This is a genomic window from Micromonospora sp. AKA38 (assembly GCF_027925725.1).
Lineage (GTDB): Bacteria > Actinomycetota > Actinomycetes > Mycobacteriales > Micromonosporaceae > Micromonospora.
Genome location: NZ_BNEI01000007.1, coordinates 572031 through 588577, shown reverse-complemented (window position 1 = coordinate 588577; position 16547 = coordinate 572031). Strand labels below are relative to the sequence as shown.

Here is a 16547-nt window from a genome sequence, read left to right as displayed (position 1 = left end):
TCGAGCGCTTCCCGCCCCACCCGCCCCACCTCCGGGCGCGGGGGTGAGGCGGGTAACGCCCGGGGCGGGGTGCTGGTCGGGGAGGGGGCGGGCGCTGACACAATGGGGGGCATCGTGACCGAGACCTTTTCCGCCGGATCCGGCCGTTACCCGGCCGACGCTCCGGCCTCCGAGGCCCTGTTCGACCGCGCCAAGGCCCTCGTGCCCGGCGGGGTCAACTCCCCTGTGCGTGCGTTCCGCGCGGTTGGCGGCACCCCACGCTTCATGGTCCGGGGGGAGGGGCCCTGGCTGTTCGACGCCGACGGGCGGCGCTACGTCGACCTGGTCTGCTCCTGGGGCCCGCTGATCCTCGGCCATGCCCACCCCGCCGTGGTGGAGGCGCTGCGCGAGGCCGCCACGCTGGGCACCAGCTTCGGCACCCCGACCCCGGGCGAGGTGGACCTCGCCGAGGAGATCGTCGCGCGGACGCCGGTGGAGCAGGTGCGTCTGGTCAACTCCGGCACCGAGGCGACCATGTCGGCGATCCGGCTGGCCCGCGGCTTCACCGGTCGCGCCAAGATCATCAAGTTCGCCGGCTGCTACCACGGCCACTCCGACGCGCTGCTCGCCGCCGCCGGCTCCGGCGTCGCCACGTTCGGGCTGCCCGACTCGCCCGGCGTGACCGGCGCGGCGGCCGGCGACACCATCGTGCTGCCCTACAACGACCTGGGCGCGGTCGAGGCCGCCTTCGCCGCCGAGGGGCCGCACCTCGCGGCGATCATCACCGAGGCGGCGGCCGGCAACATGGGCGTGATCGCGCCCCGCGACGGCTTCAACGCCGAGCTGGCCCGGATCGCCCACGCGCACGGCGCGCTGCTCATCGTCGACGAGGTGATGACCGGGTTCCGGGTCTCCCGCGCCGGCTGGCACGGCCTCGACGCCTCCGACGCCGACCTGTGGACGTACGGGAAGGTCATGGGTGGCGGCCTGCCCGCGGCGGCGTTCGGCGGGCGCGCGGAGATCATGGCGAAGCTGGCCCCGGCCGGCCCGGTCTACCAGGCCGGCACGCTGTCGGGGAACCCGCTGGCCTGCGCGGCCGGCCTGGCCACGCTGCGGCTCGCCGACGACGCGCTCTACCGGCGCCTCGACGAGACGTCCGCCGCGCTGGGCAAGCTCGCCACCGAGGCGCTCTCCGAGGCCGGCGTGCCGCACCGCCTCTCCACCGCCGGAAACATGTTCTCGATCTTCTTCACCGACGCCGACGTGCGCGACTACGACAGCGCCCGCACCCAGCAGGTGCCGGCGTTCAAGGCGTTCTTCCACGCGATGCTCGCCGGTGGCGTCTACCTTCCGCCGAGCGCGTTCGAGTCGTGGTTCGTCTCGGCGGCGATCGACGACGCCGCGTGGGACCAGATCGCCGCCGCCCTGCCGGTGGCGGCGCGGGCGGCAGCAGCGGCGGGACACGGGGGGTAACTGTGAGCGCGAGGAGTGAGCCGGGTTTGCGAGCCCCGCAGTCGCGAACGAAGGGGGCCTAGCATGGCGGAGACTGTGGTGCACGTGCTGCGGCACGGTGAGGTGTACAACCCGGACGGCATCCTCTACGGCCGGCTGCCCGGTTTCCGCCTCTCCGAGCTGGGCGTGCAGATGGCCAAGGCGGCGGCCCAGGCGCTCGCCGAGCGGACCGTGGTGCACGTGGTGGCCAGCCCGCTGGAGCGCGCCCAGCAGACCGCCGAGCCGATCGCGGCGCAGTTCGGCCTCTCCGTCGGCGTCGACGAGCGGCTGATCGAGAGCGCGAACTGGTTCGAGGGCAAGAAGGTCTCCCCGGGGGACGGCTCGTTCCGCGACCCGCGCAACTGGTGGGTGCTGCGCGACCCGGTCACGCCGTCCTGGGGCGAGGCGTACCAGGTGATCGCCGAGCGGATGTTCGCCGCGCTGCACGCCGCCCGCGTCGCCGCCGAGGGTCGCGAGGCGGTGCTCGTCTCGCACCAGCTCCCGATCTGGACGCTGCGCCGGTACGTCGAGCGCAAGCGGCTCTGGCACGACCCGCGCCGCCGGCAGTGCGGCCTGGCCAGCCTCACCTCGTTCCACTTCGACGGCGCCCGGATCGCCGGCATCGGCTACTCCGAGCCGGCGGCCCACCTGATCGCGATCTCGCCGACCGCCCGGACGGCCAAGGGGGCCTGATGCTCACCCGGAGGCTCGCCGCCGCCCTGCTCGCCGCCGTCACCGCCGGTACGGCGCTGGTCGGCTGCTCCTCCGGCAGCCAGGAGAGCCGGTGCGCGGCCGACGGGCTCACCGTGACCTGCGCCCCGGACCAGCGGTCCAAGACCCCGAAGGTGAGCGGTGAGCTGCTCACCGGCGGAAACTACGACGTCGCCCGTGACCGTGGGCAGGTCGTGGTGGTCAACTTCTGGGGCTCCTGGTGCGCGCCCTGCCGGGCCGAGGCGGACGACCTGGAGGCCACCTACCAGGCCACCAAGGGCGCCGGCGTGACGTTCCTCGGCATCAACGTGCAGGACAGCAAGGACAAGGCGATCGCGTTCGAGGAGGGCCGGGTCACCTACCCGAGCATCTTCGACCCGTCCAGCCGACAGGCGCTCAACTTCGACATCCCGCCGAACAGCACCCCGGCGACGGTGGTGCTCGACCGGGACGGACGCATCGCGGTGGTGATCCGCCGCGCGGTGACCCGGGACGAGCTGCGGCCGATCGTGGAGAAGGTCGCCGCCGAGCGGCCGGCACCGAACGGCTCCCGCTGATGGGCGAGACGTTCCGCCAGCTCGCCGCGTCCGGCCCGTTGCTGCTCGCGGTGGGCGCGGCGGCGCTGGCCGGCCTGGTCAGCTTCCTGTCCCCGTGTGTGCTCCCCCTGATGCCCGGCTACCTGTCGTATGTGACCGGCCTCGCCGGCGCCGACCTGGAGGGTGTAAGGAAGGGCCCCCTGTTAACGCCTGCGGTAGAGCAGGGGCCCCCTCTTAACAGCGCCGGTGGCGGCGTCGGCGTCGTGGAGCGGGCGCCGGCGCGGAGCGCCGCAGCCGTCAAGGGGCGGGTGCTCGCCGGCACGCTGCTGTTCATCGCCGGCTTCACCGCCGTGTTCGTCTCCACCGCCATCCTCTTCTCCGGCGTCGGCAAGCTCTTCTTCCGGTACGAGCGCACGCTGGAGATCGTCATCGGCGCGCTGGTGGTGGTGCTCGGGCTCGGCTACCTCGGGGTGATCCCCGGCATGCAGCGCGAGTTCCGCATCCGCGCGCTGCCCGCCGCCGGCCTGCTCGGCGCGCCGGTGCTCGGCGCGGTCTTCGCGTTGAGCTGGCTGCCCTGCACCGGGCCGACGCTCGGCGCGGTGCTGGGCCTGGCGACCACCGAGGGAAGCGCCGACCGGGCCGTGGTGCTCGCCGTGGCGTACTGCCTCGGGCTGGGGGTACCGTTCGTCGTCTTCGGGCTGGGCTTCCAACGCCTGCTCGGGGTGTTCCGCGCCGTCCGGCGCAACAGCCGGTGGGTCACCCGCGTCGGCGGGGCCCTGCTGATCGTGATCGGTCTGGCGCTTGTCACCGGCGGCTGGACGAACGTGGTGATCTGGTTGCAGACGCACGTGGGCGTGGGTGAGGTGAGCATCTGATGACGTCCGTGGACGACCGACCGGCCATCCCGCCGGCGCAGGCGCCCCGGCGGCGGGTCAACCCGGTGCTGGCCCTGCTGCGCAACTCGTGGCGGCAGCTCACCAGCATGCGTACCGCGCTGATCCTGCTGTTCCTGCTCGCGGTCGCCGCCATCCCCGGCTCGGTGCTGCCGCAGCGCGGGGTCAACCCGGAGAAGGTCGATCAGTGGTTCGTCGACCACCCCGACCTGGCACCCCGGCTCGATCAGATCGGCATGTTCGGCGTCTTCGGCTCGGTCTGGTTCTCCGCGATCTACGTGCTGCTGTTCACCTCGTTGATCGGCTGCATCCTGCCGCGTACCCGTGACCACGTCCGGGCGTTGCGGATGCGTCCGCCGGCTGCGCCGAAACGGCTGGAGCGGTTGCCACAGCACGCGGTGCTGGAGGCCCCGGCCGCCTCCGACGCGGCGGCGATCGCGGCGGTGCTGCGCCGCCGCCGGTGGCGGGTCACCGTCCGTGGCAACGAGGTCTCCGCCGAGAAGGGCTACCTCAAGGAGACCGGCAACCTGCTGTTCCACACGTCGCTGATCGCCGTCCTGCTCGGGGTCGCGGTCGGTTCCTGGTACGGCTGGCACGGCAACCGCATCCTGGTCGCCGGCGCGGACAACGCGTTCTGCAACACCCGTCAGCAGTACGCCGAGGCGTCGCTCGGCCCGCGGGTGGACAGCGCCGACCTGCCGCCGTTCTGCCTCACGCTGGAGAAGTTCGAGGCGCGCTACTTCCCGTCCGGGCAGCCGTCGAGCTATCAGGCAACCGTGAGCGTGGAGGAGCAGGACGGCGAGGCACGGACCGCCAGCTTCTCGGTCAACTCTCCGCTGCGGCTCGACTCGGCCAACGTCTACCTGCTCGGCCATGGCTTCGTGCCGATCCTCAAGTACACCGACAAGTACGGCCGCAGCCAGACCAGCAACACGCCGTTCCTCACCAGCGGCGACGCGAACGTCACCGAGGAGGGCGTCGCCGTCTTCCCGGACGCGAACGTCGACCCGAAGACCGGCAAGCGCGTCCCCGACCAGCAGCTGGCTTTCGACGGGTTGTACCTGCCCACGGTGCCGGACAAGGGCCCGCCCAACCGCTCCGCTTGGCCCGAGGAACGTGACCCGGCGGTGAACCTGACCGCCTACCGGGGCAACCTCGGGCTGGACGCCGGCATCCCCGGCTCGGTCTACCAACTCGACAAGCGGCAGGTCGACAACGGCAAGCTGAAGCAGATCGGCACGAAGCTGCTGCGGCCGGGCGAGACGTGGACCCTGGACGACGGCAGCACGCTGGAGTTCGTCGGCACCCGGCCGTACGTGACACTGGCGATCCGGCACGCGCCCGGCCAGACGCTGCTGCTGGTGGCCAGTGGCACGCTGCTGCTCGGGCTGATGGGTTCGCTGTTCGCCCGGCGGCGGCGGGTCTGGTTCCGGGTGTCGCCCCCCGACGGTGGATCTCCGACGGGCGGTAGTAGTTTGGTGGAGGCCGGTGGGCTGCCGCGCACCGAGCACCCAGGGCTCGCCGACGAGTTCGCGCAACTCGTCGCCGCGGTCAGCGGCGGCGGGCCGGAGCAGCGGCGGGCGCGAGAAGGAGACGAGTGATGTCCGCACTCTCGGATCAGCTGGTCACGTTCGCGATCCTGACGTACCTGATCGCGATGATCAGCCACGCCGTGGAGTTCGCGCTGGGCAACGCGCGGAAGGTGGCCGTGGCCGCCCCGGCCCGCGAGCTGGTCGGCGCGGGCGTCGGCAGCACCGGGGGGACCGTCGACGCGCCGGTCGCGCCGGTCGCGCCGCCGCGTCCCGACCGCTCGGCCGCGCGGGCCGCGCTCGCCGGGCGAATCGCCGCCTGGCTCACCGCGCTCGCCGCCGCGCTGCACCTGGGCGCGGTGGTCACGCGGGGCATCGCCGCCGAGCGGATGCCCTGGGGCAACATGTACGAGTTCGTGCTGACGGTCACCTGGATCGGGGTGGCCGCGTGGCTCGTGGTGCTCTGGAAGCAGCCGTCGTTGCGCCGGCTCGGGCTGTTCCTGACGCTGGTGTTGGTGCTGCTGCTGGCGTTCGCCGAGCTGAAGCTCTACGTCCAGGTCGTGCCGCTGATGCCGGCGCTCCAGTCGTACTGGTTCATCATCCACGTGTCGACGATCATCTTCGCCTCGGGCATCTTCCTGCTGGGCGTGGTGCCGGCTGCCGCGTACCTGATGCGGGCCGGTTGGGAGCAGGGGCGGCGCAGCTTCCCGTACACCCTGGCCCGCCGGCTGCCGGCGGCGGCCGGGCTGGAGCGGCTGACCTTCACGACGCACGCCTTCGCGTTCCCGATCTTCACGTTCGCAGTCATCGCGGGCGCGATCTGGGCCGAGGCGGCCTGGGGTCGCGCCTGGGGCTGGGACCCGAAGGAGACCTGGGCGTTCATCTCGTGGGTGGTGTACGCCGGTTACCTGCACGCGCGGGCCACGCCGAGCGTGAAGCGCAACGTGGCCACCTGGATCGCCGTGGTGGGCTTCCTGACCATGTTGATGAACCTGTTCGGGGTCAACTTCTTCTTCACCGGCCTGCACTCGTACGCCGGGGTCAACTGACGCTGGGCCGCGGCCTGGCGCGGCGCCGACCGCCGGGAGTCGCCCGACTCCCGGCGGTCGCGTCGTCGCCCGCTCAGCCGATGACGACCGGGGCGGTGTCGTTCGTCGGGTCGTCGTCGGGCCGGGGGTAGCCGTAGGGCAGGGCGACCGTGCCGGGCGCGCCCAGCGGGCCGTCGATCCGCAGGTCGACGTCGACCAGGAAAGTGTCACCGGCCGGGAAGACGGCGTCCGGCACCGTGCAGTACCAGGTGATCGGCGCGCCCGGGTCCTCCTCGTCGCCGTTGCCCGAACAGTGCTCCGGTGCGTTCGTCACCACCGTCCCGGCCGGTGGGGCGAACGTGAAGCGGGCGGCGTCGCCGCCGGAGACGGTGCCGTCCGGCACGCCCGGCCCGTCGTTGCGCAGGCCGACCCGGACCCGCACCGTGTCGCCGGGCACCCCGGCGGCGGTCGCGCCGAGCGCGACCACGTCGAACGCGCCACGGACGGCGCGGAGATAATACTGACCGGAGGCGGACTGCTGATCCGGGCCGAGCACGTCGACCGGGTCGCCGACCGGGCGCAGCCGCAGCGCCGCGTCCGCCGGGCGACGCCGCAGCACCACGCCCTCGGGAAGCGGGCCGGCGGTCGCCTCGGGCGCCACGGTCTGCACGATCCGCTTGTCACCGATGGCGGCGGGGCCGACGGTGGTCGGGAAGCCGCCGGGCACCTGGTAGCGCACGCCCGGCGTCAGCTCGCGGCCGAAGTGGCAGACCACCACGGTGCTGAGCTGGCCACCCGTGCCGTACCGGCAGTTGCGGAACGCCGCCGGCTCCAGCCCGACCGGGAAGCGGAACGTGGCCCGCAGGCCGGTCACCGGTTGGTCGCCGGCGCTGACCAGGGTCACCGGCACGGCCAGCCGGTCGCCGGTGCCGGTGCCTGCCACGTACGCGTCGACCAGGTCGACGGCGTCGGGCCCGGTGCGCACCGTGACGGCCGCCTGCTGGGCCTCGCCGTCGACGCCGTCGGCCAGCGTCGCCCAGCCGATCGTGCCGGCGGCGCCGTCGACCGCACCGGCCACCGTGCGGAGCACGATCGGAACGGTGCCGGTGACACCGCCGAACTCGTCGGTGGTGGCGTCAGCGGGCATCGGGCAGGTCGCCACCGCGCCCACGAGGTCGCAGCCGGCCGGAAACGTGGCGGTGGCGACGCCGTCGAGGCCGCCCACGTCGAAGCGGACGCGCGGATGCAGAGCGTCGGCGTCGCTGCTGAGCGAGAAGGCGGCGGTGCGGGCGGGTGCGGCCGGACCGCCGAGGGTGGTGTCGCCGAGCCAGCCGCCGACCCAGCCGGGACCGGGGTCGGCGGTGGCCGGGGCCGGCAGTGCCACGACCACCCCGAGCGTGGCCAGCGCCACCGCACCGACCGAAACGCGCAGACGTCTCATCGAACTCCTTGCGAACGGGGACGCCGGCCCGAGCGGCCGGCGTCCGCGATCCTATGAGGAGGGTGTGACGGTGGGTCAGTGGCAGGTGCCGCTGCCGGAGTCGGTGAACGTCGCGCCGGCCACCGGCAGGAACTGCCACGTGTAGGCGTTCGGCGAGAGCGTCAGCTTGAGCACCCCGAACGTGGTCCCGTTCCTGGCCTGGCTGTTCGCCGCCGGCTCGGGGAACGTCTTCATCAGCGGCCGGCCCCCGGTGCCGACCACGAACTCCCGGATGCCCCGGGTCGGGTCGGCGACGCCGGAGGGGTTCTGCGGGGCGAACCGCTCGTACTGGTGGTTGTGGCCGTTGATGACGATCTCGGCGCCCGCGTCGTAGAGCGCCTGGAAGAGTGGGCGGACGGCCGCCGTCGTCCGGCCGCCGGAGCTGAACAGCGGGTGGTGGTACTGGGCCAGCGTGCATTGGTTCGGATGCGCGGCCAGGTCGGCGCGCAGCCATTTCTCCTGGGGCGAGCCGGCCTGGCAGCCGTCGACGTGCGAGCAGTTGGAGTTCAGCACGATGATGTGCCAGCCGGCCTTGTCGAAGGAGTAGTAGCCCTTGCCCGGCGGCAGGACCGCGCCGAAGTAGTTGAACGTGGGGACCGCGCCGGCGGTGAGGTAGTCGTGGTTGCCGAGGATGGGCTTCGTGCGGCTCTTGAACTGTCCCCAGGTCGGGCCGTAGCAGTTGGCGAGCTGTGCCGCCGTACCGCTGTCGGTCAGGTCGCCGCCGGCCATCACGGTGCCGGGCTCGCGGGCGATGATCTGCGCGGTCTGGTTGGCGCCGGTGGTGCTGCACGCGGAGATGTCACCGCCGTTGAGCAGCACGTTGTCCCCGGTCTGCGGCGGCCCGGTGGTGACGATCAGCATCGGCGCGTACGTGCCGGACTCCCGGCTGTCGTAGAACGCGCCGTCCGGGTTGGTGGAGGAGAGCGAGAACGCGACCACGCCGTTGCCGGTGACCGCGCTGGTGACGTCCAGCTCGTACCAGGTGTTGCTCCGGACCGTGCCGAGCGAGCCGAGCGGGGCGCCGACGGACGCCGGCCGGTTGGCGTAGGTCAGCGTGCTCTCCGACCAGGACGTGCCGACCTCCTGCGCGGTGCCGCCGTTGGGGCTGGGGGCGTTGGCGGTGTTCTGCACGTGCAGCCGCAGTCGGGCGGTGGAGACCGGGTCGGTCAGCCGGGTGAGGTTGAACTGGAGGTAGGAGATGCGGACCGGGGCGGCGCCGACCACGAGCGAGTTGGTGTTGTTGAAGTTCGCGTTCGGGCTGGACGAGCTGACGTAGCTGTCCTGGCTCGCGGCGAACGGGACGGTGGTGGTGGCGGCCGAGGCCGGGGGCGCGCCGGCGAGCAGCGCGGCGGTGAGGGCCAACGCGGCCAGCCCGGCCTGGAGAGCGAGCCTTTTCATGGGATCTCCGATTTCCACGGCCGTTCGCCCGTGCCCGTCCGGGCAGATCGGCCGCCTCGTTGCGGGGACCCAGTTGACGTGGGGGCGCGTGACGTGGCTGTCACCGACGACGAGAGGGCCGTGACGGCGGCGGTTCGGAGGTGAGGACGTCCAGCATGACGGAGGGTGGCCCTTGCCTTGACATCGATAGCTGTCTATGGTTTATCTGAAAGCGCTTTCTAACACAGGGTACACACGCTTGAAAGGTGAAACCGGATGAGACACAAAGTCGCCACTCGGTGGCTGACCGGCGGTGCCGCTGCGGTCGCGGGCGCCGTCGTCGCGCTGGCGTTGCAGGTCCCCAGCGCATCGGCCGCCACGAACCTGAGCCTCGGCGCCGGCGCCGACGGCTCCAGCAAGGCCAGTGGCACCAGCTACGGCAACGTCATCGACGGCAACGCCGGCACCTACTGGTCGCCGAGCGGCTCGACCGGCACGGTCTCGGTGAAGTGGGGCAGCGCCACCACGGTGTCCTCGGCCGTCATCGTGCAGGCCTCGGGCGGCGGCTCGATCAGCGGCTGGCAACTCAAGAACTACGACACGGGCTCCGTCCTGGCCAGCGGCGGCAGCGCCCCGAGCGTCATCAACTTCTCCTCGACGTCGCTGAAGAAGATCTCCTTCGTCATCACCAGCGCGTCCGGCACCCCGCGAATCGCCGAGTTCGAGACGTACTCCAGCGGCGGGTCGACCCCGACCACCAGCCCGACCAGTGGCCCCACCAGCGGTCCGACGTCCGGCCCGACAGGCAACCCGGGCACGCCGACGGGTGCGTGGCCGTCGTCGGCCGGCTCGGTGAACATCTCGAGCACGGTCAACGTCTCCGGCACCTTCGACGGCGGAATGAAGACCTACTGCTGCATGGGTGACGGTGGGCAGGGCGAGTCGCAGGACCCGATGTTCAAGATCGCCAACGGGGGCACGCTCCAGAACGTCATCCTCGGTTCGCCCGCCGGTGACGGCGTGCACTGCGAGGGCACCTGCACGTTGCGCAACGTGTGGTGGAACGACATCGGTGAGGACGCCGCCACCTTCAAGCAGACCAACGGCGGTACGTCCTACGTCATCGGTGGCGGCGCGCGCAGCGGCAGCGACAAGACCTTCCAGCACAACGGCAACGGCACCGTCAGCATCTCCGGCTTCTACCTCAAGGGGTCCGGCAAGCTGTACCGCGCCTGCGGCAACTGCTCCACCTCGTACACCCGCCACGTGCGTGTCGACAACGTCCTCGTCGACGACATCGACATGCTCGCCGGCATCAACAGCAACTGGAACGACACCGCGACGATCACCCGCGTGGTCGTGATCGGCTCGGCGGTCATCTGCGGCAAGTACAAGGGCGTGGCCAAGGGCAGCGAACCCAGCTACCTCGGCGAGGGCTGGAACGACGCCAACTGCAAGGTCAACAGAAGTGACGTCATCTTCCGGTAGTGGTGTTCAGAATGGGGCACCCGACGCCGGTCGGGTGCCCCATTCGTGTCCATCACCCGCCGAACCAGCCCGGCACGTCGAGGCGGAACACGTCGGCGGGGACCATCCGGCGCAGGTCGCCCTCGATGGCCGCGACCCGGTCGGCACCGAGCGTGGCCGTCCAGCGGTCGCGCAGCGCGTCGAAGACGACCGCCGAGCGACGTAGCCCGTCGTGGCCCCGGGCGGTCATCCGGACCAGCTTCCGGCGCGCGTCGGCGGGGTCGTCCACGCGTTCCAGGTAGCCGAGCGCGACCAGCCGGTCGACCGTCTTGCCGGCGGCCTGCTTGGAGACGCCGAGGCGTTGCCCGAGGTCCGAGGCGGTGGTGCCGGCTGGTCCGACGGCCTGGAGGACGAAGCCGTGCGCCGGTCGCAGCTCGGGGTGCCCGTGCCTCGCCAGCTCGGCGTGCAGGTCGTCGACGAGCGTACGGAAGCCGGCCAGCAGGAGCAGCGGCAGCGCGAAGCCGGGGCGGTCAGGCGTTGCCATGTTCGACAACCTGGTTTACGGTTTGGTCAACCACGTTGACTATCTTACGAGAGGGGACCGCGGATGTCCCGCTTCACCGCGTACGAACCCGACACCGCACCGGCCGCCGCCCGCCCGGTCATGGCCGGCGTCCACCGCAAGCTGGGCCACCTGCCCGCCGCCGTCGGCCTGATGGCCGGCTCACCGGAGCTGCTCAAGGGCTTCCTCGCCGCCAACGCCGCCTTCGAGGCCACCGACCTCGACCCGGTCGCCCGGGAGGTGGTCGTGCTGACGGTCGCCACCCGCAACGAATGCCACCTCTGCGTGGCCATGCACACCGCCACGCTCACCGGGCAGGACGCCGCGCCCGAGCTGATCGACGCGCTGCGGGCCGGCGGCGTGCTGCCCGAGCCCCGGCTGGAGGCGCTGCGCCGGTTCACCGTCGCCGTGCTCGACCACCGGGGCGCGGTCCCCGACGCCGAACTGGACGCGTTCCTGGCCGCCGGCTGGCAGCCACGGCACGCGCTGGACGTCGTGCTCGGCGTCGGGACCTACACCATCTCGACGTTCGCGAACCGGCTCACCGCCGCGCCGCTCGACGCGCCCCTGCACCGGTACGCCTGGGAGCCGGCCGCCTGAAGCGGGCGTCGAGGCGGCGGGCGTTAAGCGGGGGCCCCGCCTCTACCGGAGGCGTTAGTAGGGGGCCCCTCCTTCGCGTCGGGGGCGGCGCGGGGCGGCCCAGCCGAGGAAGCGCTCGTGCAGCGCGGCGGGCTTCGGCGCGTCCTGCGGGGCGAGCCGGTTCAGATCCTCCACGGCGGTGTAGAGCATCCCGGCGAGATAGACGCAGAGAGTGACGCGGCTGTCCCCGTACTCGGCCAGCAGGGTGAGCCGGGCGGTGCCGCACGGCCACGGGCCGCCGCAGGCCCGGCAGAGCCACAGTGGCCGGTGCGGGTCGTGCCGTCGTGTCATCGCACGGTCCTCTCCTCGATCGCCGGGCTGGAGGGAGGGGCCGTCCGCCGCCGACGAACCGGACGGCCCCTCCGCGGTTTCGTCCGTCCTTTCGGGTCGGATCCGAACGATTCCGCTGCGCCCAGTTTCGGGACGGCGGGACTACTGGCGGAAGGCGTATGGTCACCCAGTGTGTCGGGCCGGGTGGTCGGTGAGGTCGGTGAGAAACCCGGAACGCGGCCGTGAGGAGGGCGTGCGGATGGACGAGCGCTTACAGGTGCTGATCGAGGAGCTGCGGCACATGCGCGCGGCCCGGAAGATGACCCAGGAGGACCTGGCGAAGGCGATCAGCTATTCGCCGTCGACCGTGGCGATGGTCGAGACCGGGGCGCGCAAGCCGCCGCCGGATTTCTGGGAGCGGGCCGACGTGGCGCTCGACACCGGTGGCGCGTTCGGCCGGATGCTGACCCGGTTCGGGTCGCCGCAGTGGATGCGGGCCTGGGAGGCCAACGAGCGGCAGGCCACCGTGCTGCGGTCGTATGAGAGCACGGTGGTGCCGGGGCTGTTGCAGACCTCGGCGTACGCCCGCGCGTTGTTCCGCAGCGTCGGCCTGTTCGACGAGGCGGAGGTGGAGCAGCGGGTGGAGGCCCGGCTGGCCCGGCAGGTGGTGCTGACCGGGGAGAAGCCGCCGCAGCTCGTCGCGGTGCTGGACGAGCACGTGCTGCGCCGGCCGGTCGGCGGCCCGTTGGTGATGCGCGAGCAGGTGCTGCGGCTGATGAAGCTCGCCACCGAGCGGTCCCGGGTCCGGCTCCAGGTGGTGCCCGCCTCGGTCGGCGCATATTCCGGTGTCTCCGGGGCCTTCGTGCTTGCTACGCTCCCCACCGGGGAGGACGTCGTCTATCTCGACGATCAGCTCAAGGGCCAGGTGATCGACCACACCGACGACGTGCTGGCGGTCCGGTCGTCCTGGGAGTCGATCGAGGGGGAGGCGTTGCCGCCCCGGCAGTCGATGGAGTTGCTAGCGGAGGTGGCGGAGACATGGCGGACCTGACCGGCGCCCGGTGGCGCACCAGCACCCGGAGCAGCACCAACGGCGGCAACTGCGTCGAGGTGGCCGACAACCTGCCGCGCGTGGTCGCCGTCCGCGACAGCAAGGACCGCGCCGGGGCAGTGCTGACGTTCCGTCCGGCCGCCTGGCGCGCGTTCGTCGAGTCGGCCCGCCGGGGCTGACCCGCCCGCCCGTCAACCCTTGAGGAACGGCAGCAGCAGGGCGGTTAGCTTCGCCGGCTGCTCCTCGAACAGCCAGTGGCCGCAGTCCTCGACCACCTCGCCGGTGACCCGGTCGGCGTACCGGCGCACCTGCTCGGCCACCTGGGCGCCGAGGCTGGCCTGCGCGCCGACGGCCAGCACCGGCATCGGCAGCTTCGTGCCCCGGTAGGCCGTGTTGTCCGCGACGTCCTGTCCGAACGCCCGGAAGTAGGCGAAGCTGGCCCGAAGGTGCGCCTCGTCGCGGAGGTGACCGGCGTACTCCTCGATGTCGTCCGGGCCGAGACTGCCCTTCCGGATCATGATGGAGTCGGTGAACCGGTCGACCCAGAGCGCCTCCCGGCCGGCGACGAGCTGCTCGGGCAGGCCGTTGGGCACGGTGAAGAAGCCGAAGTTCCACACCGCCGGGCCGGCCGCGGTGAGCGCGGGCATGGCATAGACGCTCTCGTCCGGGATCGGCGCCTCGCTGAGCACCAGCCGGGCGACCGAGTCGGGATGGGCGGCGGCATAGGCGTACGCGACCATGGTGCCGAGATCGTGGCCGACCAGCCGGATGTCCCCGGCCAGGTCGAGCGCGGTGAGCAGCCCGTGCAGGTCGGCGGCGACCGTCTTCTTGTCGTACCCGCCGGGCGGGGCGTCGCTGTCGCCGAAGCCGCGCAGGTCGGGGGCGATCACCTCGAAGGAGCGCGCCAGCTCCGGCAGCACGTGCCGCCACATGCGCCAGCACTGCGGGTAGCCGTGCAGCAGTACCAGCGTCGGCCCCTGACCGCCCCGGACGTAGTTGATCTCCACGTCGCCGACCTGAACCCGCTGCTCGCTGAATCCCGCCGGCACCCGTTCGCCACCCATGCCGCCGACTACCCGCCCGACGGGGCGTTAAAAGGGGGCCCCGCCTCTACCGAATGCGTTAACAAGGGGCCCTTCCTTGCACCTCAGGGGGGTGGGGGAGGATGGAGGCATGGGGCGTGGCTTTCCGTACGACGATCTCAAGGACTTCCTCGCGGCACTGGAGCGCGCCGGTGAGCTGCGGCGGGTCGACGTCCCGGTCGACCCCACGCTGGAGATCAGCGAGGTGGTCACCCGGACCGTCCGCGCCGGTGGGCCGGCGCTGCTGTTCGAGCGGCCCACCCGGGGCGAGATGCCGGTGGCGGTCAACCTGTTCGGCACCGAGAAGCGGATGGCCATGGCGCTCGGCGTCGAGTCGCTGGACGAGATCGGCGCGCGGATCGGCGAGCTGCTCAAGCCGGAACTGCCGCAGGGTTTCACCGGCATGATGGGTGGGCTCGGCAAGGTCATGCAGCTCAAGTCCATGCCGCCGAAGAAGGTCCGGACGGCCCCCTGCCAGCAGGTGGTCTACCGGGGCGACGACGTCGACCTGAACCGGCTGCCCGGGTTGCAGGTGTGGCCGGGCGACGGCGGCATCTTCCACAACTTCGGGCTGACCCACACCAAGCACCCGGAGACCGGCAAGCGCAACCTCGGGTTGTACCGGCTCCAGCAGCACGGTCGGAACACGCTCGGCATGCACTGGCAGATCCACAAGAACTCCACCGCGCACCACGCGGTCGCCGAGCGGCTCGGGCAGCGCCTGCCGGTGGCGGTCGCCATCGGCGCGGACCCGGCGGTCGCGTACGCGGCCAGCGCGCCGCTCCCCGCCGACATCGACGAGTACCTGTTCGCCGGCTTCCTGCGCGGGGAGCGGGTCGAGATGGTCGACTGCCTGAGCGTCCCGTTGCAGGTGCCGGCGCACGCGCAGGTCGTGCTGGAGGGGTACCTCGAACCGGGCGAGCGGCTGCCCGAGGGGCCGTTCGGCGACCACACCGGCTTCTACACGCCGGTGGAGCCGTTCCCGGTGCTGCACATCGAGACCATGACCATGCAGCGCGACCCGGTCTATCACTCGATCGTCACGTCCCAGCCGCCGCAGGAGGACCACGGCCTCGGCAAGGCCACCGAGCGGATCTTCGCGCCGTTGCTGCGGTTCCTGATCCCGGACATCGTCGACTACGACCTGCCCGCCGCCGGCGTGTTCCACAACTGCGCGATCGTGTCGATCCGCAAGCGCTACCCGAAGCACGCGCAGAAGGTGATGAACGCGATCTGGGGCGCGCACATGATGTCGCTGACCAAGCTGATCGTGATCGTCGACGAGGACTGCGACGTGCACGACTACAACGAGGTCGCGTTCCGTGCCTTCGGCAACGTCGACTACGCCCGCGACCTGCTCCTCACCGAGGGCCCGGTGGACCACCTGGACCACGCCTCGTACCAGCAGTTCTGGGGCGGCAAGGCCGGCGTGGACGCCACCCGCAAGCTGCCCACCGAGGGGTACACGCGAGGCTGGCCGGAGGAGATGCGGATGTCCCCCGAGGTGACGTCCCTGGTCGACAAGCGCTGGCAGGAGTACGGAATCTGATGACCGCGGTGGCGGAACGGCCCGGCCGGGTCACGTCCTTCCTGAAGCTCGTCGCGATCGAGCACTCGGTGTTCGCGTTGCCGTTCGCGTACCTGTCGGCGCTGACCGCGATGCGGGTCGACGGCGGGCGGGTGCGCTGGCTCGACCTGCTGCTGATCACCGTGGCGATGGTCGGCGCGCGGACGTTCGCGATGGCCGCCAACCGGATCCTGGACCGGCGGATCGACGCGCGGAACCCGCGTACCGCGAACCGGGAACTGGTCACCGGGGCGGTGAGCGTGCGGACGGCCTGGACCGGCGCGGCCGTCGCGCTCGTGGTCTTCCTGGCCGCCGCCGCGCTGCTCAATCCGCTCTGCCTGATGCTCGCGCCGCTGGCCGTGGTGCCGCTGGTGGTCTACCCGTACGGCAAGCGCTTCACCAACTGGCCGCACGCCATCCTCGCGGTCGCCCAGGCGGTCGGCCCGGTCGGCGCGTGGCTGGCGGTCACCGGCACGCTCGACGGGTCCGGCCCGGCCTGGCTGCTCGGCGCCGCGGTCGGGCTCTGGATCGGCGGCTTCGACCTGATCTACGCCTGCCAGGACTCGGAGATCGACCGGGAGATCGGGGTGCACAGCGTCCCCGCCCGGTACGGCCGGCGCTTCGCGCTGCACGCCTCCACGGTCGCGCACGTGGTGACGTTCGCGCTGTTCATCTGGTTCGGCGCGCTCGTCGGCTTCGGCTGGCTGTGGTGGATCGGGCTGGCGCTGACCGCGGTCGCCTTCGGCTACCAGCACCTGGTGGTCAGCCCCACCGACCTGAGCAGGGTCAACCGGGCGTTCTTCACCGCCAACGGGTTCGTCGGCATCGCGTTGTTCGTGCTCGCGCTGCTCGACCTGGTGGTCCGGCTCGGCCTGCGCCCCTGAC

Annotated in this window: 17 protein-coding genes; 12 read left to right on the top strand and 5 right to left on the bottom strand. The window is 71.9% G+C overall.

From position 1 onward, the window contains the following. Window positions 1-114: 114 nt before the first annotated feature. The 6 genes from hemL to ccsB all read left to right on the top strand — a co-directional run bounded on the left by hemL (window position 115) and on the right by ccsB (window position 6188). Entirely contained in the window at window positions 115-1452 is a 1338-nt protein-coding gene (gene hemL, locus TPA0908_RS30030; RefSeq protein ID WP_281943689.1) for a glutamate-1-semialdehyde 2,1-aminomutase, read from the top strand. A gap of 63 nt (window positions 1453-1515) precedes the next feature. Then, window positions 1516-2163, top strand: a complete 648-nt coding sequence (locus TPA0908_RS30025) for a histidine phosphatase family protein (protein WP_281943686.1) — start codon at window positions 1516-1518, stop codon at window positions 2161-2163. Further along, on the top strand, window positions 2163-2738 hold the full coding sequence (locus TPA0908_RS30020) for a TlpA family protein disulfide reductase (RefSeq protein ID WP_281943684.1): 576 nt from the start codon (window positions 2163-2165) through the stop codon (window positions 2736-2738). The genes TPA0908_RS30025 and TPA0908_RS30020 overlap by 1 nt, the downstream gene beginning before the upstream one ends. Beyond that, window positions 2738-3592, top strand: coding sequence for a cytochrome c biogenesis CcdA family protein (locus TPA0908_RS30015; RefSeq protein ID WP_281943683.1), 855 nt, complete (start codon window positions 2738-2740; stop codon window positions 3590-3592). Before TPA0908_RS30020 ends, TPA0908_RS30015 begins: the two co-directional genes overlap by 1 nt. Then, on the top strand, window positions 3592-5211 hold the full coding sequence (resB, locus tag TPA0908_RS30010) for a cytochrome c biogenesis protein ResB (protein WP_281943682.1): 1620 nt from the start codon (window positions 3592-3594) through the stop codon (window positions 5209-5211). Before TPA0908_RS30015 ends, resB begins: the two co-directional genes overlap by 1 nt. Beyond that, the gene (ccsB, locus tag TPA0908_RS30005; protein ID WP_281943680.1) at window positions 5211-6188 is read left to right on the top strand and encodes a c-type cytochrome biogenesis protein CcsB; all 978 of its coding nucleotides are present in this window, start codon (window positions 5211-5213) and stop codon (window positions 6186-6188) included. The genes resB and ccsB overlap by 1 nt, the downstream gene beginning before the upstream one ends. A gap of 73 nt (window positions 6189-6261) precedes the next feature. Here the strand turns inward: ccsB and TPA0908_RS30000 are convergent, their stop codons facing one another. Together TPA0908_RS30000 and TPA0908_RS29995 are read right to left on the bottom strand one after the other, a co-directional pair. Continuing rightward, complete coding sequence (locus tag TPA0908_RS30000) at window positions 6262-7608, bottom strand: hypothetical protein (RefSeq protein ID WP_281943678.1); 1347 nt, start codon at window positions 7606-7608, stop codon at window positions 6262-6264. A 75-nt stretch (window positions 7609-7683) separates the two neighbouring features. Continuing rightward, window positions 7684-9045 (bottom strand): CBM96 family carbohydrate-binding protein, encoded by a 1362-nt coding sequence (locus tag TPA0908_RS29995; RefSeq protein ID WP_281943676.1) that lies wholly within the window; start codon window positions 9043-9045, stop codon window positions 7684-7686. A gap of 255 nt (window positions 9046-9300) precedes the next feature. On the opposite strand from TPA0908_RS29995, the gene TPA0908_RS29990 reads away from it, so the two are divergent. Next, entirely contained in the window at window positions 9301-10512 is a 1212-nt protein-coding gene (locus TPA0908_RS29990) for a pectate lyase (protein ID WP_281943675.1), read from the top strand. A gap of 52 nt (window positions 10513-10564) precedes the next feature. Here the strand turns inward: TPA0908_RS29990 and TPA0908_RS29985 are convergent, their stop codons facing one another. Further along, entirely contained in the window at window positions 10565-11035 is a 471-nt protein-coding gene (locus tag TPA0908_RS29985) for a MarR family winged helix-turn-helix transcriptional regulator (protein WP_281943673.1), read from the bottom strand. Window positions 11036-11098: 63 nt separating this feature from the next. Here TPA0908_RS29985 and TPA0908_RS29980 point away from each other — a divergent pair, with 63 nt between their 5' ends. Next, window positions 11099-11653 carry a carboxymuconolactone decarboxylase family protein gene (locus tag TPA0908_RS29980; RefSeq protein WP_281943672.1) on the top strand — a complete coding sequence of 185 codons (555 nt, stop codon included), beginning with the start codon at window positions 11099-11101 and terminating at the stop codon, window positions 11651-11653. 54 nt (window positions 11654-11707) lie between these two features. Here the strand turns inward: TPA0908_RS29980 and TPA0908_RS29975 are convergent, their stop codons facing one another. Further along, window positions 11708-11983 carry a hypothetical protein gene (locus tag TPA0908_RS29975; protein ID WP_281943671.1) on the bottom strand — a complete coding sequence of 92 codons (276 nt, stop codon included), beginning with the start codon at window positions 11981-11983 and terminating at the stop codon, window positions 11708-11710. A gap of 238 nt (window positions 11984-12221) precedes the next feature. On the opposite strand from TPA0908_RS29975, the gene TPA0908_RS29970 reads away from it, so the two are divergent. Beyond that, window positions 12222-13013, top strand: coding sequence for a helix-turn-helix domain-containing protein (locus TPA0908_RS29970; protein WP_281943669.1), 792 nt, complete (start codon window positions 12222-12224; stop codon window positions 13011-13013). After that, a complete protein-coding gene (locus TPA0908_RS29965; protein ID WP_281943667.1) occupies window positions 13001-13192 on the top strand; it encodes a DUF397 domain-containing protein in 192 nt (63 codons plus the stop codon). The genes TPA0908_RS29970 and TPA0908_RS29965 overlap by 13 nt, the downstream gene beginning before the upstream one ends. A 12-nt stretch (window positions 13193-13204) precedes the next feature. On the opposite strand, the gene TPA0908_RS29960 is transcribed toward TPA0908_RS29965, so the two are convergent. Beyond that, entirely contained in the window at window positions 13205-14077 is an 873-nt protein-coding gene (locus TPA0908_RS29960) for an alpha/beta fold hydrolase (protein WP_281943666.1), read from the bottom strand. 109 nt (window positions 14078-14186) lie between these two features. On the opposite strand from TPA0908_RS29960, the gene TPA0908_RS29955 reads away from it, so the two are divergent. Together TPA0908_RS29955 and mqnP are read left to right on the top strand one after the other, a co-directional pair. Continuing rightward, complete coding sequence (locus TPA0908_RS29955; protein WP_281943664.1) at window positions 14187-15644, top strand: menaquinone biosynthesis decarboxylase; 1458 nt, start codon at window positions 14187-14189, stop codon at window positions 15642-15644. Next, window positions 15644-16546, top strand: a complete 903-nt coding sequence (gene mqnP, locus TPA0908_RS29950) for a menaquinone biosynthesis prenyltransferase MqnP (protein WP_281943663.1) — start codon at window positions 15644-15646, stop codon at window positions 16544-16546. Before TPA0908_RS29955 ends, mqnP begins: the two co-directional genes overlap by 1 nt. Window position 16547: the final 1 nt, after the last annotated feature.